This is a genomic window from Mesorhizobium sp. WSM4829 (genome assembly GCF_055811475.1).
The window spans coordinates 41970-68390 of record NZ_JBVVQJ010000029.1; the positions used below are offsets into that span (position 1 = coordinate 41970).

Annotated in this window: 18 protein-coding genes and 4 pseudogenes; 4 read left to right on the forward strand and 18 right to left on the reverse strand. The window is 60.2% G+C overall.

The window, feature by feature from the left end:
* Nucleotides 1-378: 378 nt before the first annotated feature.
* The 4 genes and pseudogenes from AC0L17_RS24360 to AC0L17_RS24375 form a co-directional block, all read right to left on the reverse strand.
* Nucleotides 379-1545, reverse strand: a complete 1167-nt coding sequence (locus AC0L17_RS24360) for an NAD(P)/FAD-dependent oxidoreductase (RefSeq protein ID WP_473517680.1) — start codon at nt 1543-1545, stop codon at nt 379-381.
* A gap of 61 nt (nt 1546-1606) precedes the next feature.
* A pseudogene (locus tag AC0L17_RS24365) lies at nt 1607-1786 on the reverse strand (ATP-binding protein); the annotation flags it as partial.
* Between the two features lie 443 nt (nt 1787-2229).
* Nucleotides 2230-3213, reverse strand: a pseudogene (locus AC0L17_RS24370) (NAD(P)/FAD-dependent oxidoreductase).
* A gap of 587 nt (nt 3214-3800) precedes the next feature.
* Nucleotides 3801-4144: pseudogene (locus AC0L17_RS24375) on the reverse strand (oligopeptide/dipeptide ABC transporter ATP-binding protein); the annotation flags it as partial.
* Between the two features lie 193 nt (nt 4145-4337).
* Between AC0L17_RS24375 and AC0L17_RS24380 the strand changes: the two are divergent.
* Nucleotides 4338-5000, forward strand: coding sequence for a hypothetical protein (locus AC0L17_RS24380; protein WP_473480573.1), 663 nt, complete (start codon nt 4338-4340; stop codon nt 4998-5000).
* A gap of 527 nt (nt 5001-5527) precedes the next feature.
* Here the strand turns inward: AC0L17_RS24380 and AC0L17_RS24385 are convergent.
* The 9 genes from AC0L17_RS24385 to nifH form a co-directional block, all read right to left on the reverse strand.
* Nucleotides 5528-6415, reverse strand: a complete 888-nt coding sequence (locus AC0L17_RS24385) for a universal stress protein (protein WP_473517681.1) — start codon at nt 6413-6415, stop codon at nt 5528-5530.
* Between the two features lie 98 nt (nt 6416-6513).
* Nucleotides 6514-7218: a response regulator transcription factor gene (locus tag AC0L17_RS24390; protein WP_065010719.1), complete on the reverse strand. Its 705-nt coding sequence runs from the start codon at nt 7216-7218 to the stop codon at nt 6514-6516.
* Nucleotides 7219-7326: 108 nt separating this feature from the next.
* Nucleotides 7327-7806 carry a NifX-associated nitrogen fixation protein gene (locus tag AC0L17_RS24395; RefSeq protein WP_473517682.1) on the reverse strand — a complete coding sequence of 160 codons (480 nt, stop codon included), beginning with the start codon at nt 7804-7806 and terminating at the stop codon, nt 7327-7329.
* Between the two features lie 17 nt (nt 7807-7823).
* A complete protein-coding gene (gene nifX, locus AC0L17_RS24400) occupies nt 7824-8321 on the reverse strand; it encodes a nitrogen fixation protein NifX (protein WP_163603092.1) in 498 nt (165 codons plus the stop codon).
* Nucleotides 8287-9669 carry a nitrogenase iron-molybdenum cofactor biosynthesis protein NifN gene (nifN, locus tag AC0L17_RS24405; protein ID WP_473517683.1) on the reverse strand — a complete coding sequence of 461 codons (1383 nt, stop codon included), beginning with the start codon at nt 9667-9669 and terminating at the stop codon, nt 8287-8289. Before nifN ends, nifX begins: the two co-directional genes overlap by 35 nt.
* On the reverse strand, nt 9669-11168 hold the full coding sequence (gene nifE / locus AC0L17_RS24410) for a nitrogenase iron-molybdenum cofactor biosynthesis protein NifE (protein WP_473517684.1): 1500 nt from the start codon (nt 11166-11168) through the stop codon (nt 9669-9671). The genes nifN and nifE overlap by 1 nt, the downstream gene beginning before the upstream one ends.
* 60 nt (nt 11169-11228) lie before the next feature.
* Nucleotides 11229-12770 carry a nitrogenase molybdenum-iron protein subunit beta gene (gene nifK, locus AC0L17_RS24415; protein WP_473517685.1) on the reverse strand — a complete coding sequence of 514 codons (1542 nt, stop codon included), beginning with the start codon at nt 12768-12770 and terminating at the stop codon, nt 11229-11231.
* 131 nt (nt 12771-12901) lie between these two features.
* On the reverse strand, nt 12902-14404 hold the full coding sequence (nifD, locus tag AC0L17_RS24420) for a nitrogenase molybdenum-iron protein alpha chain (RefSeq protein ID WP_473517686.1): 1503 nt from the start codon (nt 14402-14404) through the stop codon (nt 12902-12904).
* A gap of 92 nt (nt 14405-14496) precedes the next feature.
* Entirely contained in the window at nt 14497-15390 is an 894-nt protein-coding gene (gene nifH / locus AC0L17_RS24425) for a nitrogenase iron protein (RefSeq protein WP_065010720.1), read from the reverse strand.
* A 633-nt stretch (nt 15391-16023) separates the two neighbouring features.
* On the opposite strand from nifH, the gene AC0L17_RS24430 reads away from it, so the two are divergent.
* The 3 genes from AC0L17_RS24430 to rpoN all read left to right on the forward strand — a co-directional run bounded on the left by AC0L17_RS24430 (nt 16024) and on the right by rpoN (nt 20755).
* The gene (locus AC0L17_RS24430) at nt 16024-17241 is read left to right on the forward strand and encodes an MFS transporter (RefSeq protein ID WP_473517702.1); all 1218 of its coding nucleotides are present in this window, start codon (nt 16024-16026) and stop codon (nt 17239-17241) included.
* Between the two features lie 1390 nt (nt 17242-18631).
* Nucleotides 18632-19165, forward strand: a complete 534-nt coding sequence (locus tag AC0L17_RS24435) for a peroxiredoxin (RefSeq protein ID WP_065010713.1) — start codon at nt 18632-18634, stop codon at nt 19163-19165.
* Between the two features lie 180 nt (nt 19166-19345).
* The gene (rpoN, locus tag AC0L17_RS24440; RefSeq protein ID WP_473480587.1) at nt 19346-20755 is read left to right on the forward strand and encodes an RNA polymerase factor sigma-54; all 1410 of its coding nucleotides are present in this window, start codon (nt 19346-19348) and stop codon (nt 20753-20755) included.
* Here rpoN and AC0L17_RS24445 read toward each other — a convergent pair.
* The 5 genes and pseudogenes from AC0L17_RS24445 to AC0L17_RS24465 form a co-directional block, all read right to left on the reverse strand.
* Entirely contained in the window at nt 20734-21378 is a 645-nt protein-coding gene (locus AC0L17_RS24445; RefSeq protein WP_473517687.1) for a nitrogen fixation protein NifQ, read from the reverse strand. The two genes, rpoN and AC0L17_RS24445, sit on opposite strands and share 22 nt — an antisense overlap.
* A gap of 425 nt (nt 21379-21803) precedes the next feature.
* Nucleotides 21804-22373 carry a nuclear transport factor 2 family protein gene (locus AC0L17_RS24450; RefSeq protein ID WP_473517703.1) on the reverse strand — a complete coding sequence of 190 codons (570 nt, stop codon included), beginning with the start codon at nt 22371-22373 and terminating at the stop codon, nt 21804-21806.
* A 126-nt stretch (nt 22374-22499) separates the two neighbouring features.
* Nucleotides 22500-22682, reverse strand: a pseudogene (locus AC0L17_RS24455) (ferredoxin); the annotation flags it as partial.
* Nucleotides 22683-22713: 31 nt separating this feature from the next.
* Entirely contained in the window at nt 22714-23931 is a 1218-nt protein-coding gene (locus AC0L17_RS24460) for a cytochrome P450 (protein WP_473480592.1), read from the reverse strand.
* Nucleotides 23932-25275: 1344 nt separating this feature from the next.
* On the reverse strand, nt 25276-26337 hold the full coding sequence (locus tag AC0L17_RS24465) for a hemin-degrading factor (protein WP_473517688.1): 1062 nt from the start codon (nt 26335-26337) through the stop codon (nt 25276-25278).
* Nucleotides 26338-26421: the final 84 nt, after the last annotated feature.

A 26421-nucleotide genomic window follows, 5' to 3' on the forward strand; every position in this document is an offset into this window, starting at 1 on the left:
CGTCGTGCGCCGTCACTGGGATGTCGAGAATGGCCTGCACTGGCAGCTCGACGAGGTCTTCTGCGAGGACGACTGCCGGACCAGAAAGGATCACGGCCCCGAAAACCTCGCTTGGCGCTTCTGCCTTAATACCTTTCGAACGGACAGCAAAAAGGACACCATGCGTGGCAAAATGATGCGTGCAGGCTGGAACGATGCTTATCTCTTCCAACTCATGACTCAAATGCGGTAGCCCTGCCCCGTGTGGGGGGAGATTGGCCGTCATCGCTGCTTTCGCCAATCTCCAAGGCTGAAGTTTGGAGCCGCCAGTGAAGCTGCCGATCTCCCCTTGCGGGGAGATGGCCGGCATGCCAGAGGGGGGGCGCTGTCACGCCAGCGTTAGATCACGTTCAATTCCCTGAATGCCCGCCCTTCAGCGACTCGGCTGTACCCAAACGCCGAGCAGTCCACCGTGCGGTAGCCGCCATGCACGATCAGCTCGGTCAGCGCCTTGCCGACCGCCGGCGCCTGCTGCAGGCCGTGGCCGGAAAAACCGTTGGCGAAGAGAAAATTCTCCACCTGCGGATGCGGGCCGATCACCGCGTTCTGGTCGAGCGTGTTGTAGTCGTAGTGGCCGGCCCAGGCGCGCGTCGGCTTGATGGCTTCGAAGGCGGGAATGCGGGTCGCCAGCACCGGCCAGATCACCTCTTCGAACAGCGGCCAGTCGGGCTCGAAATCGTTGGGGTCGGCGGGGCCGTCGCCCTCTTCGGGTTCGGCCCCGCCGGTGATGTAGACCGAGCCTTCGGGTCGGACATAGATGCCTGAGGGATCGACCAGCATCGGCATGTCGTCATATTTCTCGCGCGCCTCGAAGATGAAGACATTGCGCTTGCGCGGTTCCACCGGCAGCACCAGTCCGGCCATTGCCGAAACATTGCCGGCATTCGGCCCGGCGGCGTTGACGACGATGCCGGCGTCGAGCCTTTCGCCATTGTCAAGGCTGACGCTGGTGACACGCTCGCCCTGCCGTTCGATGCCGGTCACATCGGCGGTGATGAAATCGATGTTTTTCTCGCGCAGCGCCTTGCGGAACAGCATCAGCATGGCATGCGCGTCGAACCAGCCCTCGCCCGTGCGGCCATAAGCGCCGGCGGTGATGCCGTCGGCCGACAGCCATGCAAACCGGCGGACGAGCGCCTCCGCATCTTCATGCACGATGTCGGTGCCCTCGGCCAACTGCGTCTCGTGGTTGGCCTTGAGGATCGGCAACCCGTTCTCGCCGGCAAGGATAAGATAGCCGCCTTCGCGAAAGCCGATATCGGCGTCGGCCCCGAATTCTTCCGTCAGCCGCCGGAACAGTTTTAGCGTGAACTGCGACAGCCGGATGTTTTCCGGAATCGAAAACTGCTGGCGGATCGAAGCACAGGACAGCGTCGTCGCCGCATGGGCGAACTGCGGGTCGCGCTCGACCAGCGCGATCGAGCCCGAAAATCCTTCCTCGCGCAGATAATAGGCGATCGAGGAGCCGACGATGGCTCCGCCGATGATGACGACGTCGTAGCGCACTTTTCGCTTCTCCAGTTCCAGAGCATGATCCCGAAAGACGGTTTTCGGATCAGGCTCCAATTCATGCAGCCGGCAGGAAGATCTCGAAGCGCGTGCCGCGCTCGGAGTCAACCAGGCGGATCGTGCCATCATGCGCTATCAGGAGGGCCAGCACGATGCCGAGGCCCATGCCGGTGCCGCCGCAATCGCGGCGCGTGGTGAAGAATGGCTCAAAGATGCGTGCCCGGTTGCTCGGCGAGATGAGGAGGGCAAAAGCCTGTCCTCGTTGGGCTCAAGGTCGGCAACATCGACAGCGGACGCCAAACCCACGCCAAGGGCGAGAAGGACGCGTGTGATGCTGTCGCGCAGCTTTTCCGGATGTTACGGCGGCTTCTAGCGGCTACCTCCACCACAGGATTTGGCTTTTTCAAACGGGCGCGGCTCGTTCTTCGAGGGGCTAACATGGGATGACATCTCACAAATGCGTTCGAAAACTTCCCATGCATGAGGCGTGCCGGAAAAGAAGTCTGCCCAAGCAATGAGTTCTCGAATTCCAGCTCGTCCGGAACCCGACATTGTCGGATAACCGACGATCTGGGCAGATGGATGCTCGCGGCAGTGATCCTTCCACACCGCAGGCCGGGCAGGGTCAGGTCAGGCATCCACGGGCTGGCCCTTCGCGGCAGCATGGTAGGCCAGATATTTTCACTGCGTCGAAATACGGTCGGCCACCTGTTTGGCATCATGCCAGGCGCCCCAGAAGAAGCTGGACCCTCTTTGCGACTGCCAAGGTAAACCCAGGCAATAGAGCCGGGCTGGCTCGAGACGCCACGGTGGTGCCTTGGCCGGCCCTTCTCGTCGAAGGCGTCGACCTTCAGCCAGCTGTAGTCGACAGCAAAGCCTGTCGCCCAGACGATCGCCGCTATCCCGGCCTCGGCCAGGTCGAGCTCGCGGACCGGATTGGTCACGCATTCCGGATCCTGGTCGACCCGACGGGCCGCGGGCTCTTCCGAGAGGTCGAGACGGTTGCGAGCAACATAGGCGTCGGCTTCATCCAGCAGCGACATCAAGCTTACGTCGCCGAGGGCAATGTTTTTCGCGAGATCGGGCGCGAAGCTCATCACGCCGTCCTGGTACTTGCTTGTCATACCGAGGAGCGTAAGCCCCTGCGCGGCCAGACGACCGAAGTCGATCGTCTCGCCGCCGCGCGCCGCTCACCGCGACCGTGACGTGTTCGGTGCCGGGTCCCGGGGTCTCGGCGTCCCACTTGCCGAGGACGCCCAGCCACCATTAGAAATCGCGCCCGCGATAGGCCCGCGGCGGGCGATCGTGACTGGGATCTGGAAAGGTCCGGTCGCGGCGACGATGCTGTTGGCTTCGATCACGCCGTCCGGCGTCTCGACGCGGAATCCGGGCCGCCCGACATTTCTTTGCCCGAGTTGACCTCCACGCCGTAGCGGATCGCGCATTGATTTGCTTTGCATAAGCGACAAAATAGTCGGCGACCTCCTCCTTTGGAGGCAAGTCATCGGGACCGGTCCCCGGAAACTCCATGCCCGGGAACCGGTCATACCAGGCCGGGCCATTGGCAACGAGGGAGTCCCACCGCTGCGAGCGCCAGCGTTCGGCAATGCGGCCGCGTTCAAGAATTAGATGAGGCACCCTGCACTTGCTCAGGTGCTCGCTCATAGCCACTCCCGCTTGGCCGCCGCCGACGACAAGCGTGTCCACTTTTCAAGAGTCATATCGTTCCTTTTCTTCCTGCCCAGGTGTCTGCGAATGCGGCGGCGGTCTGATTCTCGATTTACTGAATGGACCCAAATGCGCAAATTAGCATTTCCTGTGCCAAGGGTTAGCCTGTCCCTAATGTTCGGAGGGATTGCCGATGATGTGCAACGGACGGGATGTCCCGGATCAGCACCATTGGAGAAAAGTGATCGAACGGATGTCTGAATTTTTTGCCGTTCCCGCTCAGATCCTTTGTTCCTAACGTCGGCGTGCGTTGCCGACGCCGTTGTCTTCGGCGATCTCTACCCAAGAAGATCCCGTGGGGGGCCTTCGGGAAATTCGTCTCGGTCATTGGTTTGGTTGAAAGTAGGGGCCCTGTCGGGTGAGGAGGGGCACCGGCAGGCGCGCCGCGCCTAAGTCGACCCGGATGGCGACCTAACAGCGATGGAGGCTGTAGAGACGTCGACACGGCCGCACAGCAGCTGGCGCACACACGACCGAATTGATCCTATCCCGATCCCGCCTCTCTCACCCGCCTCCTCTTCGGGCTAAGGCTTGAGTTTGATGACCGGCTCCATCACTGCGAAGACCGCGTCGTCCGGTAGGTGGCACTTGATATTATGGCTACCGGCAGCATTCGGACGGGCGGAACCTCGCGCTCACAAATTTCTCTGGGAACCAGATGCTTGCGCGGACAGCGCGTCTGGAAGGGGCAGCCGCTCGGCGGATCCATCGCCGAGGAAATGTGGCTTTCGAGCACAATGTGTTTCTTGACCACACAGGTGTCGGCAATCGGGATCGCCGACAAAAGTGCATCGGTATAGGGGTGGTAGGGCGGCGACAATGTCTGCTCGACGATGTGGCCGAGATACGTGACCACCACACGGTTGGCGGTTTGGCATCTTGAATGTTCAGATGATTGGCCACCCGTGGGCCGCCGCAGTGCCATGCGCACTGCTCGGCGGGAAGGCGAAATGCAGGTGGGAACATTCATCGTGCAAATGAGAGCATAATGGCAATCGATTAGAGCGATGACTCGACGAGCGATATATGGAGGCGCTTCGTCGCGTGGTGGGCTGCAGTCTGTGAGAATTGAGATCAAAAAACTCATCCTACAGCTGAAACGATTTCTTAGCGGTCAACCAGCTTCCGAAGCCTTCGGCAACGAGCGTCACGATGTTAGCTTGGGTTCTAGTGGCATCGACCGGATCGCCGACTGCGGAGGCGACGACCAGTCTTTGACCCGGGAAAGCTATCACGGATCCTGCGGCGAGAAGGCATGGGACGAACTCTCCGCTGACAATGGCCGCGACGAACCGCGCATTTTCGGCAGGGACAATGACAAGCTCTGCGGATCCGGCGCAGATGTTCTCTACGCTGGAAGCAGCAAGGATTATCTGACCGCGCGCGTTGACACACGGCTCCAGGACCGGATGAGCGGCTTCGACCCGAGGTTCGGGTGGAAGGCGCACATCATCGTTCTCGTCGATATCGAACTAGATACCTTCATCTTTCATACGGTGGGGTTCTACAGAGACGGTTTTGGCCCGAACTCCGTTGACAACGCCGGCGTAGTGCCCGGCTATCCGGCGAGTTGGTTTTACAACAGCAAGCCACGTAGGGCCTTTGCCTCGGGCGCGCCGGATAGCGGCGCACCACTGCGCACCCCAACCATCCCGGCCGTGTCCGGAGACCAGACGCGTTTGCCCTCCGGCGAGATCATTATCTTTCCCTTTAAACGACCGTGATTCCGAAGCGTGACAATCGGTCTCGACACTAGACGAGCTCATCAAAGTCGTCTTTGGCTTCCAACCGTGCTTGGTGGCCGCCTTAGCAGCCCTCGCCAATCGGCAGGTCCACCTCGGCCTGGACCGAAATAGCCGCTTCTATTCAGATCAGCGCCTGTTTACTCGCGGCCTACCTCGTCAACGCCTTCCCCTTCCAGACGATCTCCCTCCCAACATGCCTGAAGGCAGCCTCGACAAAGCTGCGGATCGAATGCGTCCCGCGGTCGCGAGCACAATCGTCAGCTCGTGGTGCTGCAGGATGCGCCAGGAAAGCGAGCGGTTAAATTGAGTGGTGTACCCTGGGTATCAGAACTGGGAGGACTCCGTTCCACTTTCCGCATTGCGCATGACTGGAGAGATTTCCGGCGGGCGTCGTCTCCCGAGCAATGCTTTTCATGTTCAATGATTGTTTCGATGGAGCGCCTCTAAGGTATGAATGCAGGCATCACGGTAGAGCTTCGAACAGCATCGGTGCGGCTCCGGAACCGTCATCGAGCCAAAAACAGCGGCAATGTCGGCTTTTCAAAAATCCATCTGGTCACACCGCCGAAGAGCCGCTCACGCAGCCGACGGCTGCCATAGGCGCCCATGACTATCATGTCGGCAGAAATGTCGATTGCATGCTGCGCAAGCACCATAGCAGCCGGTTTGCCAGCACTTGGCAGTAGGTCAACCGACACCCGAGCACCGTGCCGAGTGAGATAGGCAGCGATGTCGGCTCCAGGCTCCGCGCCGTTCCCGTTGTAGTTCGTCTTCGGATCGACCAGTGCGACACGAACCTCCTCAGCAACGCATAGGAGACCCAGCGCTTCACGAACCGCACGGGACGCTTCGACACGCGAATCCCAGCCGACCAGGACGCGCCGTGGCCACAGGGTCACCTCACTGCCATTCGGCACAACGAGCACCGGCCTTCCCGTATCGAACAAGCAGCCGTTGACAACAGGAGGTCCGAGATTCTCGTCGTTGAGGAGCCCCGGTCCGATGACCGTAAGGTCGGCGCAGAGCGCGCGCTGTCGTGCCACTTCGCCGAGGCTTGCCGGATCGCAATAGTCGGTCTCAACGTCATAGGCTAGCGACATAGCTCTCAGCAGTTTCTGGATGTCTTTGGAGCGTTTTTCCAGTCTGGCCACGTCCTGTGTAAATCGGTCGATTTGTCGAAACCGGTCATTCAATCTGGCAATTGCCTGTCCACGTCCTCCAGGCCACTCGGGGGCACCATCTCCGATCGACGGATACGACATAAGGAGCATTGGAGGCGGTATAATCAGTACGGAAAGGTGCGCGCCGATTTCCGCACACAAGCCGGCGGCAGTTCTGACGTCCTGATCGGAATGGTCAGCGCCGGTCAAACAGAGTACGGTTCTAAAACCCATTTTCCTGCTTCTCCTGAGTATTCGTTTAGGGGCATTTCAGGTCGCAAGACCGGCTCACCGCGCGCGGGAGGGGAGTGGCACCACACCCAGCACTTGATTCAGTCGTCCGGCTTCTCGAGCGAATAGCCAGCCGACCTGACGGTGCGAATGACGCTGCCGGGCGAAGCCGTTTTCAGGGCTTTTCTGATCCGGCTGATATGGACATCGACGGTGCGTGCACCGACATGGATGTTGGGCGGCCAGGCCGCGCCGATAAGTTCGTCCCGGCTGAAGACCTTCCCGGGAGCTTCAATCATAAGCCGCAGCACGTTGAACTCGATGGGTCCGAGGTGGATGTCGTGGCCATTGCCGCGAACCCGGTGGGCGTCGAGCTTCATCTCGAGGCCGCCACAGGAGAGCCAGCCGCCGTTTTCAAGACCATTTGCGCCCCGCTTCGTGAGCGCCAGCCTCTCCCGTAGACAGTCGAGCAGCTTGGCCGGGGCGATCGGCCGCACAAAGCTCTCGTCAATGCCAGCCTTCAGGAGATCGAGGTGCTGGTTCTCGGCGCCGGGCGCGATCAGGGCAATAATCGGCAGCCGGCCGGTCCGGGGCTCGCGCTTGAGCCGGGCGCAGATTGCAGACCCGGTTATGCTCGCTGGCCCGCAGTCCAGCACCACGGCCTTGAATTCCCGTTCGTCGGCCAATGCAAGCGCTTCCTTGGCGCCGCCTGCCGGCTCACTGGCGAAGCCGTCCACCTCCAGTATGTGGCTCAGGAACAGATAGAACTCGGTATCATGCGAACAGATCAGGACAAGTGGCTTCATCGGCGCTACCTCAAGAGCCCCATCGGCCCGGACCGCGTCGGCTGCGCAGGCTGGCCATGGCGGCTGCTCAAGACTTGTCATGACCCCTTCGCTCGACACCTGCTCTCATCACGCGCGCGCTACCTCGGGATAGGTTTCGATGGCTGCGATTGCGTCGCCGACCAGTTTCGTGCCGGCCTCGGCGAGCTTGCGGAGGGTCTCGAAGCCGAACCGATGCACGTCGCGCAGGGTCTTGGACAGAACGACCAGACGCCCGGTGGTGAAAAGCACGCGCCCGAAGCCCTCATGGCTCATTTCGATCATCGGCGATGCCATCAGGCCGGAGCGCTCTTCGATCGCAAGGGCGACGGCAGTGTAAAACTTGTCGAGCCTCCACAGCACGTCCGGATCGGGATCGCCGATTATTGGAATCGTACGGCGCTGTTCCTTGCTGACGATGAAGTCGGCCAGCAACTCGGCGTCCGCTTTGCCTTCCCATGACCCGTGGGAGTCTTGAGCACGGATCAACCGCACGAGGCATTTGACGAACGGGCTGGCAAGGGCCGCCTCGTCCTCGTTGACAGCAGGGCTAACCGCGACTTCAAACATTTCGCTCTTTCCTCGTTTCAGTCCTCGTCCTCGAAGGACGGTTTCTCTCCGGCGACACCTGCCTCAGCCAGCACCTTGCGCAGCCAGGGCGGAGGACATGTCCTCAGCATCGTCTGCGTGCGCAACAGCACCTCTTGGATGGGTTGTGGCTGCGGCACCTTGATCGGATGGATCTTTGCCGAAACAAGCTTGGCTGCCGAAGGTCCGCCGATCGCCAGACAAAACAGGAGATGGCAGCCCTTCAGCGCTTCCACCTTCGGTGCGATGCGGTCATCCCCCTCGGTCCGATGTTTCCCCCTTTCGTCGGAGACGTCGTCGAAGGCCAAGGCTTCCAGGAGGTTCCATTCCTCGCGCGTAACATCGTAGATGACAAAGCGCTTGGCGGACCCGAAATGTGCATTGAGCTCCTTCATGTCCTGGGTTGCGATTGCCACGCGCAAAGCGCCTGCTTGCCGTTCACGCATCGGACCTTGAACCTCGTCAGTGACGAGTGAGAGGCGACGAACGGGGCCCACCTGGCGTTTCCCGCTTGCGGAATGGATCAAGTTCCTCAGGCGTCGGCGCATGCCGGTCGGCTTGGAACATGTTGGCAACCTCGAAAACCAGATCACGGGTCCCTTGATAGAGGATTGAGAGCTTGTGCTGGCTGCCGAGCCGGTCGAAGACGGGGAAGCCGACGCGCATGAGCGGAATGCCAAGACGTTGGGACGCCTGGCGTCCATGTGAATGGGTGACCAGAAGATCAGCGCCGCCGGCAAGCGTTTCCAAATCGCCGAGATCGCCGATCTGAATCGACTCCGTCGGAACCTTTTCCAGAATTTCCGACATATCGGTCGTCGTGACCGCCGCCGCGATTTTGGAGCCCATGCCCGTGAAGAAGGTTGCGAATTGATAGAGTTGGTCTGGTTCAGCAGCGATAGCAATTTTCTTGCCTCCGAAATGGAAATGTCCGTCGAGCAGCGCATCCTGCAATTGCGCCCGCCGGCGGCGCACACTGGCCGGCACAGACTCGCCAGAAATCGTGGACAGCAGGGAAACAAACTGATCGGCGTCCTTCAATCCGGTCAGTGACTCGAGCAGCACGTAAGGAACGCCGGTCACCTTGTGCAGCACCTCGGCCGGCCGGCGCATATGCTCGCCGATGGCAATGCAGTGCTCGGCCGTGCCGAGCTCGCGGATGTCCTCGACGCTCGTACCGCCATAGGTGGTCGGGACCCAGTGGTCAGGCACAGTACCATCAAGCGAGCCTGAGAGGTCCGGCAAAATCACCGGGTGCAGCCCAAAGCTTTCAACCATCTCGCGCAAATGCTCGATGTCAGCCACAGTGAGGTTCCAGCCGGGCAGGATTGCGATCTTGTTTGACTGGCGCGCCCGCTCGCCAGGCCGCGTAATGCCTTCGATCATCGCGGTGACAGCCTTGGCCCAGCCCTCTTCGAGGGCGCCGCTGAAATCCGGCGTGTTGGCCAGCACGATCTCAGTACCCGCGAGTTCTTCCGCCCGTTTCAGCCTGATGTCGGCGATGTTGCCTGCGGAATCTTCGCCACGGGTTTCCACCAGCGCCGTCGTGCAGACCCCGATCAGCTTTGGCTTCGTGCGAGTCTTGAGGTTGAGGATCGCCTCTTCCAGATTGTCTGACCCGCCGAGGATGGTTGTCACTTCATCCATTGCGGTGGTCTGTAGGGGAATCGTTTCCTTGAAATGCCGCACGAAGAGCACAAGCGCGAAGCTGGTGCAGCCCTGGGTGCCGTGGAATAGCGGCACTGCGCCGTCGATCCCTAGAAAGGCCAAGGCGGCACCCAGCGGCTGTGACGATTTCAGTGGATTGACCGAGGCTGATTTGGTCTGGGCAAGGATTCGGGTCATCAGATTTCCTCAACACTCGCCGAAATCGTCGGCGTCGTGCCGGCGAATTCCTGGGCAGAGTGCACCGTCGCGGTATCGTTCTTCGTCCTCGGCTGTTCGTCCTTCACACCAGGCTGGCAATCCCACGGGGCCCGGTCCCGCACCTGGCACCAGATCGGGTTGTGAATGGCGAGGTCGATCTGGCGTACGAGTTCCACCATGCCGTCGTAACCGGCGTAAGGGTGTTGGCGCTCCTGGTTGATGTCGAGCCAGGGCGTCTTGGCCTTGAGCGCGACGAATTGCGTGCGCCCACCCGACAGCATGATATCGGCCTTGCCTTCTGAGAGCATGGCGTAAAGGTCGCGCGCTGCCATCTGCTCGAACACGTGGTTGTCGTCCTTTAGGATCTGTTTGATGCGCTCCTTGTCTTCGACCGTGGATTTCTTGACCGAGGTGCCCACGATCTCCATGCCGATCTCCATCAGCGCATGGAGGACCGACCAGGACTTCACGCCACCCGTGTTGAGCAGCACGCGCTTGCCTTTGAGCCGCCGCCGGTAGGCCTTGAGCTTCTTCCATGCAACCGCCTCCTGCTCAGCAATCAGCGTCTCTGTGCGGTCGAGGATCTCCCGATCGGCGCCCTTCCTCACCAGCAGCTCAGCAATTTTGCGGAGGGCTTCCGAGGTGTCCGAGATCCCGTAGAAGGAGCCCTCGAAGAAAGGGATGTCCCAGCGCTTGTCCATCTTGCGGGCTAGATTGATGAGGGCCGTCGAGCACACCACCATAGCCGCCCGGGCGCGGTGCGCGGAAGCAACGTCGAGATAGCGCGCGTCGCCCGGAATGCAGGCGCGTACCCGGATCCCGAGCCGATCAAGGAGCGGCTTTATCAGCCAGAATTCGCCGGAAAGGTTGAATTCACCAAGGATGTTGATGTCGTACGGCCCGGCGTCGTCGGGTTCCACCGTGCCGATGACATGGTCGAGCAGCGCCTCGGCGGCGAGCTTGTTGCCGAGGTTCTTGGAGCCGGCCAATCCCGGCGCATTGATCGGAACCACGGCCAAGCCGAATTTTTCGGCGGCGCGTTTACAGACTGCCTCGATATCATCGCCGATGAGCGCCGTCACGCAGGTCGAATAGACAAAGACTGCCGGCGGCGCATACGCTTCCTTGATTTCGCGGATCGCCTTGAAGAGCTTCCGCTCGCCCTGCCCCATCACCACATCGAGTTCGGTAAGGTCGGTCGTGAAGCTTGTGCGCCACAAGGTTGGCCCAGACGAAGCAGCACCTCGGTTGTCCCAGGAATTGCCCTCGCAGGCGAGCGGCGCATGGACCAGGTGCGCAACGTCAGTGATCGGCTGCAGGACGATCTTGGCCCCGTCAAACGCGCAACCGCCCGCTGCCGCTCCTGGCGTCAGCGGCCTTGTGCAGCCCTCCTTGCGCGCCTTGGCGTCCTTTCCACGGTTCTTGTCGCAGGCAGGCTCGTCGAAAACGTCCTGGATCTTGGCACTGAGCGCGGTCATCGCGTTAAGCCCCAAAGCCAATTCGGCAACGAACCGCCTGGGCGAAAAGCCGGCCGTCTTTTAGCGGGTGAGGTCATAGGAATAGTCCGTCACGCCCGTCTGGCTCGTCTCGCGATCGAGCTTGTCGAAGATCTTGTCGAGGATCGTGGTCAGCACGCGTAATCCGCCCTGGTAGCCCATGAGCGCAAAGCGATGGTGGTGGTGCCGGTCGAATATCGGAAATGTCAGCCGGATCAGCGGCGTGCCGGTGTCGCGCTCCAGATACTTGCCATAGGAATTGCCGATCAGCAGGTCCACTGGCTCGGTGAAGAGCAGAGACCGCATAGCCCAAAGGTCCTTACCCGCCCAGACCTGAGCGTCCTTGCCGAAGGGCGAAGATGCAAGCAGTTTCTTCAACTCGGCTTCCCACGCCGAGGTGCCGTTGGTGGCGAGGCAATGTGTCGGCTCGCCGCCCGTTTCCATGACGAAGCGGGCTATGGCGTACACGAAGTCCGGGTCGCCGTAGATCGCGTATTTCTTGCCGTGCAGCCAGGACTGGCTGTCCGCCATGGCATCAATCAGTCGGCCGCGCTCCAGCCGGATTGCCTCGGGGATTTCCTTCCCGGAAAGCGCCGAGACCTTCATCAGCAATTCGTCAGTCGCCTGGACGCCGAGCGGATAATGGAAGGAAGCTGTGGCCTGCCCAACTTGCCCGCAATAGTCCAGCGTTTTTCGGGTGTTGTAGTGCTGCAGCGAAAGCGTTGCCTCAGCGTCGAGTGCCCCCCTCACCTCTTCGATCTTCGTGCCGCCGTCATACATGCGGTATTCCCCGTCCGATGGCGTGTCGAACTGGTCAGACGCGTCCTGGATGAAGGTGTAGGACACACCCATCACATCGAGCAGGCGTTTGAGTTCCCGGTTGTTGCCAACGCAGAAGCCGTCGAAGCCCGGAATGACGTTGATGGTTCCCTTGGCTTCCGTGCGCTGCTGGCCTTTCCAGAAGTGCTCCAGAATGCCCTTCAGCATGCCGTCATAGCCGTCGACATGGCTACCAACGAAGGCGGGCGTGTGGGCAAAGGGCACATCAAAGTCGCGCGGGACCGAATTTTCCTCTTTGGCGTTCTCAATGAAGCTGTGCAGGTCGTCGCCTATGACCTCCGCCATACATGTCGTCGACACTGCGATCATCTTGGGATCGTAAAGCTGGTAGGTGTTGGCGAGCCCGTCGACCAGGTTCTTCAGGCCGCCGAACACTGCCGCGTCCTCGGTCATCGAGGAGGAAACCGCCGAAGCAGGTTCCTTGAAATGGCGCGACAGGTGCGAGCGGTAATAGGCCACGCAGCCTTGGCTGCCGTGGACGAAGGACATGGTCCGCTCGAAGCCCGCGGCCGCGAACACCGCGCCGAGCGGCTGGCAGGCCTTGGCGGGATTTATTACCAGCGCTTCCCGGGCGAGGTTCTTTTCGCGGTATTCCCAGGTCTTGGTAAATTCGCCTTGATCGGTAACGATCTGATCCGGGTGCGGACATTCGAAATTCAGCTTCTTCTCGGCGAGCATTTGCCTGTATTCCGGCTCGCGGAACAGGGGAGCGTGGTCGAGTATCTTTTCGGCCGACTGCGGCATTGGTATTCCTCTTTTTAATCTGGCCGCGCATTCGGCAGCTCAGATAGATCGAGACGTTTCCGGTAATCCCGAGGCTCACAAGCTCGCGGGGTTCATGGTCTCTCTGGGGAGACTAGGCCAGGACAGGGCGTCTATTCGGCAGCTATCGCCCGCCCACTGGGCGGGCGTTCTTTCCAAGGGGCCTGGTAGAGATCCCAGACCGGATTGTTGATGGCAAGATCCACGTCACGCGCGAAAATGGCAAAGCCGTCATAGCCGTGATAAGGTCCCGAATAGTCCCAGGAGTGCATCTGACGGAACGGAATACCCATCTTCTGCACCGGGTATTTTTCCTTGATGCCAGAGCCCACGAGGTTGGGTCGAACTCCCTCGATGAACTTCTCCAACTCGTAGCCGGTAACGTCGTCATAGATCAGCGTGCCGTTCTTTACGTAATGACCGGTGCGCTGATAGTCATCGTTGTGGCCGAACTCGTAGCCAGTGCCGACGATCACCATGCCGAGGTCCTCGTAAGCTGTGATGACGTGGCGGGGGCGCAGGCCACCGACGTATAGCATGACGGTATTGCCTTCGAGACGCGGCCGGTACTTGGAGATGACGGCGTCAACAAGCGGTCTGTACTTGGCGATCACCTTCTCGGTTTTCTCCTCGATTTCCGGCCCGAAATGCTTGGCTATGCTGCGCAGAGAGGTCTCGATCTGGGACGGTCCGAAGAAATTGTACTCCATCCAGGCGACGCCATACTTTTCCTCCATATGCCGGCAGATGTAGTTCATCGAGCGGTAGCAGTGGATGAGATTGAGCTTGGCCTTTGGCGCGCGCTCAATCTCGGCCAGTGTTGCGTCGCCCGACCAGTTGCCGACCACGCGCAATCCTATCTCCTCAAGCAAGATGCGCGAGGCCCAGGCGTCGCCGCCAATATTGTAGTCTCCGATGACGTTAACATCGTAAGCACCGGCCTCGAACTCGACGTCCTTCTTGTCGAAGACCCAGTCGCGGATCGCGTCATTGGCGATGTGGTGGCCGAGTGATTGCGAGACGCCGCGGAAGCCCTCGCAGCGCACCGGCACGATAGTCTTTTCGTACTCCTTGGCTTTCTTGCGAGAAACTGCCTCGGTGTCATCACCAATGAGACCGATCGGGCATTCGGATTGCACGGTGATGCCGTTGTTCAGCGGAAACAGCACCTCAATCTCGTCGATGATCTGTTCCAGTTTTTTGTCACCGCCGAAGACAATGTCTTTCTCCTGGAAATCGGAGGTGAACTGCATTGTCCCGAACGTGTCGATGCCCGTTGTGCCCACATAGTAATTGCGTCGCTGTGACCAGGAATATTGGCCGCAACCGACGGGGCCATGTGAGATATGGACCATATCCTTGACTGGGCCCCAGACCACGCCCTTTGAGCCGGCATAGGCGCAGCCGCGGATTGTCATGACCCCGGGGATGGACTTGATGTTCGATTTGACGTCGCATTCGGAAAGGATCTCACTTTCCCCGCCAGCCTCATCCCCGCTCTTTGCGATGCTCAGGTGTTTTTTGCGGCGCTTCGCCGCCTTGTCGGGATATTGCGATAGCACCTCCTCGATAAGCTTCGCATGGAGAGCACCATCATTCTCGTATTCCAGGCTCATGGGACCCCTTTCAAGGTGTCTGATGACGCGTCACCGATGAAGCGCCGTTCTTTGCAAGGCGCCCCAACCCGAGAGGCGACCAATATCGGTCGTTACTGGGCGGCCGCCTTGGCCGCTTCCTTGGCCTGAAGCTCGGCAAGCATCTGCTCGTCGGTCTTCATGATGCCGAAGTCGAGCAGCATGTCCTCGAGCTCCTCCATGGTTATCGGCGTCGGGATGGTGCCCTGGCCAGAATTGGCATGGATCTTCTCGGCCAGCGCGCGATACTCTCCGGCCTGCTTGGAATCCGGCGCATACTGGATAACTGACATCTTCCTGAGCTCGGCGTGCTGGACGATGTTGTCGCGCGGCACGAAATGGATGAGCTTGGAGTTGAGCCTGGAAGCCAGGGCTTCAGCGAGGTCGAGCTCACGGTCGGTTTGACGTTCGTTGCAGATCAGGCCTCCGAGCCGCACGCCCCCCGAATGGGCATATTTCAGGATGCCCTTGGCGATGTTGTTGGCCGCATAGAGCGCCATCATCTCCCCGGACATAACGATGTAGATTTCCTGCGCCTTGCCCTCGCGTATCGGCATCGCGAAACCGCCGCAAACCACGTCGCCGAGCACGTCGTAGGAGACATAGTCGACATCGTCATAGGCGCCGTTCTCTTCGAGGAAGTTGATTGATGTGATGACGCCTCGGCCGGCGCAGCCAACGCCCGGCTCCGGGCCGCCGGACTCCACGCACTTGATGCCTCTGTAGCCAATCTTGAGCACGTCCTGCAGCTCGAGATCTTCCACCGAACCTTCCTGTGCCGCAAGATGCAGGACAGTATCCTGAGCCTTCGAGTTCAGGATAAGGCGGGTGGAGTCGGCTTTGGGGTCGCAGCCGACGATGAGGATTCTCTGCCCAAGGTCGACAAGGGCGGCGAGCGTGTTTTGGGAGGTGGTGGACTTGCCGATGCCGCCCTTTCCGTAAAAGGCGATCTGACGCAGACCTGACATTATAGATTTCCTTCCTTCGTTCCATCCGTCGCGGCTGGCCGCAATATGAATGCCGATGGGCAGCTCTTGCCGCCTCACACCGAAAGGGTCTCAAGACTCGTGCCAAGTAGCTTGCTGATAACCAAAAAGGTATTTTTTCGTTTGTGCCCCGCGAGTTAGCTTGAGCTCCAACAAGTGTTTGCTGCCAGCGAATTGTCGGAATAAGCCCTGTAGCGGACCCGACAATGCCCGACACAAGGCGTCAGCTTCGAGACCGACACTGGAAGAACTCGGGCCTTCGAGCTAGAGCCGACCTTTGGCTGCATACAGGCGGCGGCAAAGCGACCGGCTTGCGCGCCTCCCGCCGCGGGACATCAGACGTGCGTGCTCGGTAGCTGGTTGCGCATGGCTGGTTCGAGACTGGCCCCGCGAAGTCGGCATGGAACATGCCTGATGCGACGACTGCCGACGATCACATCCTCGTCCGGCTCGGAGAACCGGCACTGATATTGCACGCGGCGCTGTCACAACATGTCGGGCAGCGATGAACATTCCTTTCGTGCGACGCCGCCGGCAACGGCGTGCTCCTGGCATGAATGCGGGTCGCTGCTGCGAACCCATGTTGCAGTTGCACCCAAGCTGGCGAGCTTATTCATGACCGAATCCGTGACAGGCTTCATGGAGACTTTTCTGCACGGCCCAGAAAAGCCGGATCAACGATCTCGTCCCGCATGGGGCGCGGTCATATCGCTTGCCCTGGGCACCTTCGGGTTGGTGGCGGCAGAGCTTTTGCCTGCCAGCGTGCTGACGCCGCTCGCGCATGATCTGCATGTCACAGAGGGTGCGGCTGGACAGACGATGACAGCGACGGCGATTGCTGCGGCGATCTCTGCGCCGACGATCGCCTTCATAACAAAGCGCCTGGACCGCAGGATCGTCCTGTGGGCGATGATGCTGCTTCAGATTCTGTCCAACGTTCTGGCGGGTGTCGCGTGGTCGCTGCCGGTTTTCCTAGCGGCACGCGTCGTGCTCGGCATTGCGCTTGGAGGCTTCTGGTCGATTTCGGCATCGCTGGCGATTCGGCTGGTTCCAAATCACCTCCTGCCGCGCGCCCTATCAATCATCCTCACCGGCGTTTCGGTCGCTATCGTTTGCGCGCCTCCAGTCGGCGCCTATGTAGGCGACATCTGGGGATGGCGAGCCACCTTTATGATCGCCGCAGCCGTCAATGGCGTTACATTGCTGGTGCAACTCGTAACCATTCCGACGTTGCCGCCGGTTGAAATGGCTGGACTCCGCGGTCTGCTGAATGTGATCAAGAAGCCAACTATCAGGGTCGCGCTTTTGGTCGTACTGCTGGTCGCTTCTGGGCACTTCGCCAGCTTCACCTATGTCCGGGCCTACCTCGAGGAGATTCCCGCCCTCCGAATCGAGACGATCTCATTGCTGTTGCTCGTTTCCGGCGTATGCGGCTTCTTCGGCAATTTAGCCGGCGCATTCCTGGCGAAACACAGCCTCAAGGCAGTCGCGGCGCTGCCGCCCCTGCTCATGGCGATAGCCGCTGTCTCATTGCTGATGCCTGGAGCATCGGCCTCCGCCTCGGCCATTGCGGTTGCTGTATGGAGCTTTGGCTTCGGTGCGGTGCCGGTGGGGGTACAGACTTGGATGGTGCTGCGCGCCGTTCCCGAGCAGGCCGAAAGCGCCGGTGTGCTGATGACATCAACGTTCCAGATTGCCATCGCAGCCGGCGCGATCTTCGGCGGTTTGCTTGTGAACAATGTTGGCGTCGCCAGTGTGTTTGCCTACAGCGCGGTTGCCACGTTCCTCGCAGCCCTCACGGTGTTCCTATTCGGCCCGAAACGCATAACCTAACCAACCTCTGACGGGAAAGACCTTCAGCTCAGCGCTCGCGATGCAGCCGCACCAGCCGCGCGGCGCGATCCCGCCCACGACTACTTTGTCGGTTCAGGCCTTCGTCTCGCCTAGATATGACCTGGGTCGCGGCTACCACCCGATGGGGCCTGGACCAGTGCCGGGCGCCTCGCCTCGCCGGTTTCACCGTTCGCGGCTACAGGAAGTGCATCAGCGTTCGCCCGGGCGGAGTTGGTCAGGTTACGCAGCCCGGGCGAGCGCGGGTCGCGCTAGGCAGCTGATGGATGACCAGGTGCCGTTCTTGAGGCGTAGCCTCGTCGATGTCCTGAGATTGCAAGGTGTCAGCGCTAGGGCTTCACCGTCGCGGATAACTATGTCCGACAGCCTCATGGCATGGACTCTTCCCACTGGCGGAGCCGACGAGCTTGGGAGATAGGGCGTAATCTGCTCTTCAATCATCGTTTGAAGGTCAGGCATCGTATGTTCAGCAACCGCGAGCTAGCGAGACGTCAAATCATCTCTTGCCACGCCGACGTTAGGGCGCAGCCGAGGGTCTCGCTCGAATTGCGGACGTCCCACCGAAAGATCATCGACCGCAATTTGCGTGCCCGGGTGGCGCTCCGTTTGCGTTGCGCCCCTTCCCGCTAACCAGCGGCGGCTTGGCGACGTTTCGGTCGGCCTTGCGACAATTCTAGTTCCGTTTCCGACACAGAGGTTTCGATGGACGCGCACGGCGAAGCCAGTTGGAACGCCAAGCATGTCATGATCGTGGCCGAGCCAAATTCGATCCTCATCGACTCGGGATCATGGCGATTGCCGAAGAGCGGCCGCCATGAATTGCTGTCACAGGCGTGCGTTCGCGTCAGTCATGCCTCTGCCAACACCGCTACTAGGAGCGCACTGTGCCCCCTCGCTGCGGTGGTGCCCGCGGCTGCGCCGTGGGCATGGGCATGCGCTGTGTGGTGTTTGCCAGCCGGCGGAAGCGCAAATATCCGCGCTACACACCGACGGCTATGGCGCGCATCCCGCGTGGCGAAAGACGTCGTCCGAAAGGGGAGTGCAGAAGCAGCTCATTGCAAATGGCATGTCTCTTGCTGCTCGTGCTCAGAGCCCATTGAACACGATGAAAGCGGATACCGAACCATGGCTGGCACGCGAAGCTCTAAACGATCGGCGAAGGCGGCGGTGGTTGTCCTCGCTGAAGACTGCGCATCGCCCGGTTTGGAGATCCGAACATCTGGAGCCGGGCCGTTCCCATAGACCAGAAGGGGGAAAGAATCGGGAGCCGCGTAGGCATTGTCTCGCGCCCTGGCCTGGCAGCACCCCAGCGCGGCAATCCGATAGCCTCAGTAAAATCCAGTGCGCCAGTTTCTTCAAAAGGAGCAAGTTGATGACCGGTCAAAAGAAGGTCCCATTCGTCACGTTTCTGACGCGTGTTCGCGATGATTCAATCCAGGGGCCAAATCCGTACCGTTGGGAAGAAAAAACATCCGACGACTACTTTGCCGGCAAACGCGTCATCCTGTTCTCCCTGCCTGGCGCTTTCACCCCGACCTGCTCGACCTACCAACTGCCCAATTTCGAAGATCTCTACGAGGATTTCAAGAAAGAAGGAGTTGACGCGATCTACTGCCTCTCGGTCAACGATGCCTTTGTCATGAACGCATGGGGAAAGTCCTTGGGGCTGCAGAAGGTCGAGCTGATCCCGGACGGGTCTGGCGAGTTCACGCGCAAAATGGGCATGCTGGTTGCCAAGGACAATCTGGGCTTCGGTATGCGCTCGTGGCGCTACGCGGCTCTGCTTAATAATGGCGTGGTGGAGCAGTGGTTTGAGGAGGAAGGTTTCTCCGACAACTGCGAGACCGACCCCTATGGCGTCTCATCCCCGCAGAACGTCCTTCAATCATTGAAGGACGCTGCGTGACCTGGTGCACATCGACCATGCGCAACTGCGTTTTGGACGACACTGTGTGCAGAGCGCAAAGCTCTGGAGGCGCGCGGCCCGTGAGGTCGTTCAAACGTGACGCGGCTTAGAAGCGTCGACCTGTGAGAGATCTAATTAGCCACCGCCAAGAGCTTCTTTGACAGGAATACCGAACCGACCATGAAATCGTCCTTCAGCCTACTTCAGAAACAGTCTCTTGCGGCATCGCCTCAACTCATCGAGTCGATTCGCCTGTTGCAGCTGACGCATGCCGAACTGCATCAGTTCGTGGACCAGGAGCTCGAGAAAAATCCGCTTCTGGAGCATGCGCCAAACGACGAAGGGTGGTCTGGCGAGGTTGAAGGACCGAACTGGGCAAGGTCCCCGGACCTGCCCAGGCAAGGGAAATCCCAGCTCAGCACGACGAACACCACGCCGGGCGAGCGTCCTGCCTACGAGGAGTTTGTCGCCTTAGCGGAAACGTTGCACGACCATGTCGCTCGTCAGATCTCCCTCACCGCCTTCACACCGCACGAGCGGCTGATTGCTCATCAGCTTGCCGGGCATCTGGATGACACTGGCTATCTTCGGGTAAGTCCTTCGGACTTGGCTGACACCCTAAACGTCGGGCTGGCCCATGTGGAACGGGTGCTGGGCGTCTTGCAGCACCTCGATCCACCGGGAATTTTCGCACGATCGCTCAGCGAATGTCTCGAGATACAGTTGCGCGAGCGAAACCGGTTCGACCCGGCGATGGCGGTTTTGGTTGCCAACCTTGAGATGCTTGCGCGACGCGATTTTCAGACATTGAAGCAGCGTTGCGGCGTCGATGAAGAAGATCTTCTCGACATGTTGCAGGAAATCCGTGCGCTTGACCCCAAGCCTGGAAACAGATTCCAGTCGGGAACGCCGGAATGCGTGATACCGGACGTATGGGTCCTGCGCTCGCCAGGAGGTGGATGGCAGATCGAACTTGATCCGAACACGCTGCCCAAGGTGCTGATCAACCAAAGCTATGTCGCGGAGGTTTCCTGCCGAGCCGCCAAAAAATCGAAAGACATGACATTTCTCAATGAATGCTTGCAAAACGCGAACTGGTTGATCCGCAGCCTCGATCAGCGCGCCAAGACGATCCTTAAGGTTGCCACCGAAATCGTGCGCCAACAGGATGCCTTTCTGGAATATGGCGTCGCCCACCTACGGCCCCTCAATCTCAGGACGGTCGCTGACGCGATCAACATGCATGAGTCGACTGTAAGCCGGGTGACCTCGAACAAGTACATGGTTACCCCACGCGGCGTGTTCGAACTCAAGTATTTCTTCACTGTCGCGATCGCCTCCTGTGAAGGCGGTGACGCGCACTCCGCCGAAGCTGTCCGCCATCGGATCAAAGCGATGGTCGCCGAAGAATCGCTTGATAACATGCTTTCTGACGATGACATCGCTGACCGGCTCAAGGAATGCGGCATAGATCTCGCTCGCCGCACGGTCACCAAATATCGCGAGGCGATGAACATCCCCTCCTCCATACAGCGGCGCCGGGAAAAGCGCTTGTGGCGGGACGGCGATCAAGGCCTCAAGGCCTCGTGACCAAAAGCGGCCCCTAAATCAAATGTGACGCGTTCTTCACATTTGCCCTCCTCCGGGCCGAAGCAACCGTCGAAATCGCTACATTCCCGGCAATTGGGCGCAGTGCATAGCAAAAACCCTTCGGCCTCACAGAGTTTGCGGTAAAAGTACTTCTTCCATTTCATGTTTTGGGTATTGCCGGCTGCAAGCATCGGGAAATGGGTGGCAAGCAGGCGGTTGAGCTCGGCCCGATTGAGAAGACCAAGATCCTGCCACAGATGGTCATCGCGCATGGCGCGCCGGGCGACGATCTTAGCGAAGCGCGCGCTCGCCGGGTCGCTCGGCCGGGCATGCGCCAGCAGAAGGCCGCGCAGAAGTTCTTCCTCCATGCCCCGCTCAGGATCGCTGACGTCTTCCAAGGCTAAGGCCGCCATAGCGGTTGCGGACAAACCCAGGGGCAGGACCTCGCGCAGCTCGGCAAGGGACAGCCCTGTTGACTCCGTCGCTGTCGCTTCGCCAGCCTCGACCTCCTTGAGCGCACACGAGAGAACGCAGGCAAGAACATGCTCGTCGAACCCCCTCTCCGGCTCGATGCTGGTGGGCCATTGGCCGGCGCCGACACATGCGTCTTTCTGTGCGGACATGGTCCCGTTCTCCTGGTTTGTTTTCGCGATGCAGCGGCCCTGCCGAGAGCACATGGGTCCGACTACGGGCACGCGCCGGCGCGGGCTCAACCCCAATACAGCGGGCCGCGGGTCGACCGCATGACCAAGCTGGCCTTCGAAGTCACCGCGCTAAACCATGACCCATAGCGTTGTTGATGGGGGGATGATCCGGTCTCCCCCAGTTCGGTCTGGCAGCATTGTCCCTGGTCGAAATCTCTCAACTGGGTCCGTAACGCGATTGGACAGTTTCAGGATCGATGAGGGGCTCTGCCAAGCTCCAGCAAATCGATACCAGCGGCGTCCTCGGTGCGCTCACGGTTTCAGACCAGAGCGTTGCCGCTCTCACGCGGGGGTTCCTACCGGCCCATCTTTCCCTTGCAGGTGGCGCGGTGGCGTTGGAAGTTTCACAGTCCGTAGTCATACTGATGCGGTCCCAAGGTTGTGATGGCACTGTCATGAGAAGCAATGCGGCGCTCCCCGAGCGCATAGACAGGATCGTCCGGATACGGTGCTCCAATCGGCTGTCGCGGGCCGAAGCGTTCTGCCTCCAGGACCAAGGATGGGATCTGCTCCTCCAGCCAGTCATAGACAACGGTCCGTTCGGCAATCCGCCACTCCCCTTCCCGCTTTTGAAACAGATCGCAGTAGCGCCCGCATAGAAACATCTGACGCACTTCTCCGTCTTTGTCCGGTCCGCGTTGCAGCGCGGTGAAATAGCTCTCGACTGCGGCCTCTGCCGGGTTGATGAATTCGACAAGGATGTTCGTGATCTGATGGATGTTGCGCGGTCCGGTCTTGAAGACGCCGAGCGCAAACCGGATGAAGCCCTCTGCCGAGCCGCAATAGGCCCCGTGATTGTCATGTGCATCTGGCCAGTAGGCGCTGCGCAGTGCCGCTTCATCGGCACGGTCTATCCCGCGGCAATACCGATAGAGGCAGTCGCGGATCGCCTCGCGGTCGAGCAGTTCGACGATTTTCGCTTGGCCCGTCGGGTCTGCCGCAAATTCGGTGGTTCCGACGTGTTCCGGGACCTCTGTCTTCGGTTTGAGGGTGGCCTCCGAAGCGATTCGCGCAGCGGGTGGATCGTCGATTTCCAGCGCAAGTTCGGGGCAGGATCGCACCCCATCCGACGCAAGCAGTTGCTCCGCGTCCGCAACCTCGATGTCACCGGGGAGGATGTAACCCGCCTCATCCAGCTTGAAGACTGCCGGCGCTCGCGCCGCGCATTGCGCATGCCCCTGACATCTGGCTTGGTGAACGATGATGCGCAAGGCGACCTCCAACGTCTGTGCCCCAGCTCAGGCCGGGCTAGGTTTAGCCCCACTCCAGGATCAGATTTTCAATCCCGAACAGTTGGCCGCCGTGGGTGATGGGTGCTGTTCCCTCCTTGATCCGAAAGGGCGGCAGGCGCGCCAGCCACTCCTCCAGGCCAATGACAATTTCCCGGCGCGCGAGATGTGAACCAAGGCACCGGTGGGGACCATAGCCAAAGGCGGCGTGGCGGATGCCTTCTCGGGTCAGATCGACCGTGTTGGGAGATTCGAATTCCGCCGGGTCACGATTTGCAATCATCGTGGCGCAGGAAACGAAGTCCCCCTTGCGGATCGGCGCGCCTTCGAAGTCGATATCTTTCCGTGCGACGCGGATCAAATGAACGGTCGGAAAGGCACGCAGCAGTTCTTCGGCTGCGCGCACGATCCGGTCCGGTTCTTTTCGGAGCAATTCCTGATCTTCCAGTTTTCGCGCGAGATAGGCCAAGTCAAAGCCTATGGCTGTAGCGACCGTGTCGAGCCCCGCCACCAAAACGAGCACGCCAATGCCACGGACCTCCTGGTCTGTCAGCCCGCGGCCCTCGACCTGCGCCTGCACAATGAAGCTCATGAAATCGTCGACGGGCTTGTTGCGGCGCATCGCCGCCAGCTCGTCTATGAACGCTACAATCGTCCGAGCCGCCGCCGGCCGTCTGACATCATCGCCATGGAGCAGATCTTTCGCCCAGGCAACAAACGTCTCAAGACGGTGCTCCGGCAGTCCGATGAAGCGAAGGAAGATGCTGACCGCGAAAGGAAAGGCGAAATCCTTCATGACATCGCAGCTTGTTCCCGACGAGGCGATCCTCGTGATAAGCGCTATCGCTCGCTCGCGGATGGCGGGCTCCAGTTCCGTTACACGCTTCGGCGAAAAGAGCGGATTGAGCAATGAGCGAAAGACTGCATGGGAAGGGGGATCGAGTTCGAGCGGGATCGTCGGCCAGTCTTCGCCCAGTGCAGATGCGAAGACGTTGCGATGACTGGAAAAGTTTTCGGTCTCCTGCAGCACCCGGCGCTGATCTGCGGCGCGAGTGATGACCCAAGCACCCTGCCCGGTACGCGTGTTCCAGGGCGAATAAAAGATTCGCGGTCCGGCATGCACGCAAGCGATTGCTGCGTGGGGGTCGCCGTTGGGCGCCGGAGACATGCCTGGCGAGGAAAAAAGGCTGAAGTCGCCCACCATTTCCGGCGGGACATGATCTGGAACCGGGTTGGTCGCCATTTGGTTCTCCTGCGTTCAGGCGTTTACGCTCGGTTGAGATCGCAAGGCTGTTCGTCACCGCTGAGCTCCGCGCGCACTGCCGACATCGCCTCCGATGACAACGTCGAGCAAATTGCGTGCCGAATAAGCGCACCATTGGCGCTGCTCATATCTCCGTTGTAGCTGCCCTTCTGAGGCTAACCTTGGTACGAATTTCGACATTCATGACTGTTCCAGACACGACAAGGTTTTGCAGAAAAGAATGCTAGCGAGGAGCCGAGTGAAGAGGCTAAGTATCGAACGAGGTCACCTGCGAGAGAGGGTGTAGCTCGGCGGTAGCGAAGCCGCTCGCGAGCGCGCCCTCCACGAGCGCTGTAGCGAGCGAGCGGCTTTGCGGTCGTCATCGATACTTCGTCGGTAAGGTCGGGTTGCTGACCCAACTAATTCGAAGGACGATCGATGACCGACGGCATGGTGAACCTGCGCGCTCGTGGAGAAGGCTCCGGATCCCGATCTCTTGCGCGAGATGATTTGTATGCGGTCGAGCGCCTGAGCGAGTCGGAGACGGGGCCGCGATCGGCCGCGCCTATGGCAAGAAGAGGGCCCCACGTCCGCCGGCGCCGAGGCCATCAGGGCGCCCGCAAATAGCTCACTGCGGAGATCGGCAGCCCCAATTCTTCTGCGTCAGGATCACATCGGCCTGACGATGGCGATCGCCTCGTGGGGGTATCTGCTGGTAGCCGGAGAAATCCTCGACCGCACTGGTCGCATCGGCAACCTGGCCGTTGACTGCTGTGTTGCTGCTCTTGGCAAGAATCTAGCCGCGCTGAGCCGAGAGCGCGAACAGGATGCGCTAAGCGTTCCTTGATAATGCGGGCTGCTTTGGGGCGTGTTCAGCTTTGCATCCGTCTCGGACGTTACCTTTTCGAGCTTGGCATGAGACGCCGAGGGCTCTTGCCGGCGAAGGATCATTCGAGATGCCTTTGTGGAGGCCGTCCTCTGGAATCTTGACGGAGGGACCAATCGACTTCACTTCGAGCAATTCCTCCCGCCCGCTTTGCCGTACATCTGGGATGTTGGACAATTGACCGACAACACACCCGTCCGGGCAGCTGACGCATTTGCCTGCATTGAGTAGCTTTACCGCGGAGTTCAGGTGTGGCTCATCGCAACGGGAGCAATGATGGCGATCCTCGCCAAGCGCGGTGGCCCTCGGGAATGGCGCCTCCGATCGAGGTGATCCTCGGCGGGCCGCAAAAGGCAGCTGTGCCCTCGTTGGCCTCGGCAGGCAAAGCGGTGGTCAGCAAAATCCAGAGTAGCGGCGCATGCCGAGCGAAACGGGAATCGATATGCATCGGCCTCACCTCAAGCGGCGGTTGAACGGGGAATGCGCGGCAGGTTCTCGGCCAGTAGCCGCCAGTCGTGGCGCTCGGGTTCGCCTTCCTTGCGCGTCCCGAAGAACTGGACGATCATCTTGCCATTGGCGCCATAGGCTTCGAGTGACGTGACGTGACCGTCCCTGGTCGGCTTGCGCACGGCCCAAACCTCACGGATGTGGTGGGCCCTGAGATGCAGGTGGAAAGTCTCGTCGAGCACATTGATGCAAGGCCCGATCTGCTTGACCGACTTGATAGGGCCGGAATGAATCTGGATGCAGCCACGATTGCCGACGAAGCACATGATCGGCATCTCGTCCTCGGCCGCACGATGGAACATGGCGCCAACGGCAGCATTGTCGAGCAGCCAGGCGTAATCCTGGCCGACCATGCGCACCGCCTGGCGGCGGCTGAGGTTCAGGGCCTTCAGCATGCCGAAGAACTGGTGCACGTCGGTCAGCCGACTCCAGTGCTCCCGCAGGTCATCGACTGTAGCGGCTTGGTCCGCAATCTTTGCGAGGTTTTCGGCTGACCTCCCCTCAACCGACACGATCGGCTCCTGGTTCGAGGATTGGAGCTCGTCTGTCAGTTTTTGATAGGCATAGAGGTTGGAGGACGACCTCAGATGCACCTTGTGCACTGCCTCGCCTGCGGCGTCGAAGAATTGCAGGCTGCGGTGGATCTCCCCGCCATCGCGTGTCTCGACCGCAAAGCCGTGCGCCCACACGTTCGCGAAGATGCGCAAATCAATGTCCTTGCCGAGCACTATGGCGTGACGCTTTCCGGTGAACACCTTATCGTAGATGCCTATCTTCTCATGCACGGCACTGGCATTGCGGGTCAGCGCCATCACCTCGCCGACCGCCTCGAGACCGGTCAGCATATCATTAACGCGTGGCTGGATGCGCACCGTGCCAAAACCGCAATGTGCCGCGGAAAGCTCCGCTTCCGAAATGCCCAATTGGGCGGCGAGATCGTGGTCGCGGATTTTGGGGCTGTCTTCGCGTGCCCGCCGGATTCTCTCCGGCGACGGTTTCTCGTGCTGGTGCATGTCTTCACCCCTGCTTGCGCATACTGTCGGTAGGGCGTCTTCGCCCTCGCCAAAAAAGAGCTCAAAAGTCGTGCCAATTTCTCG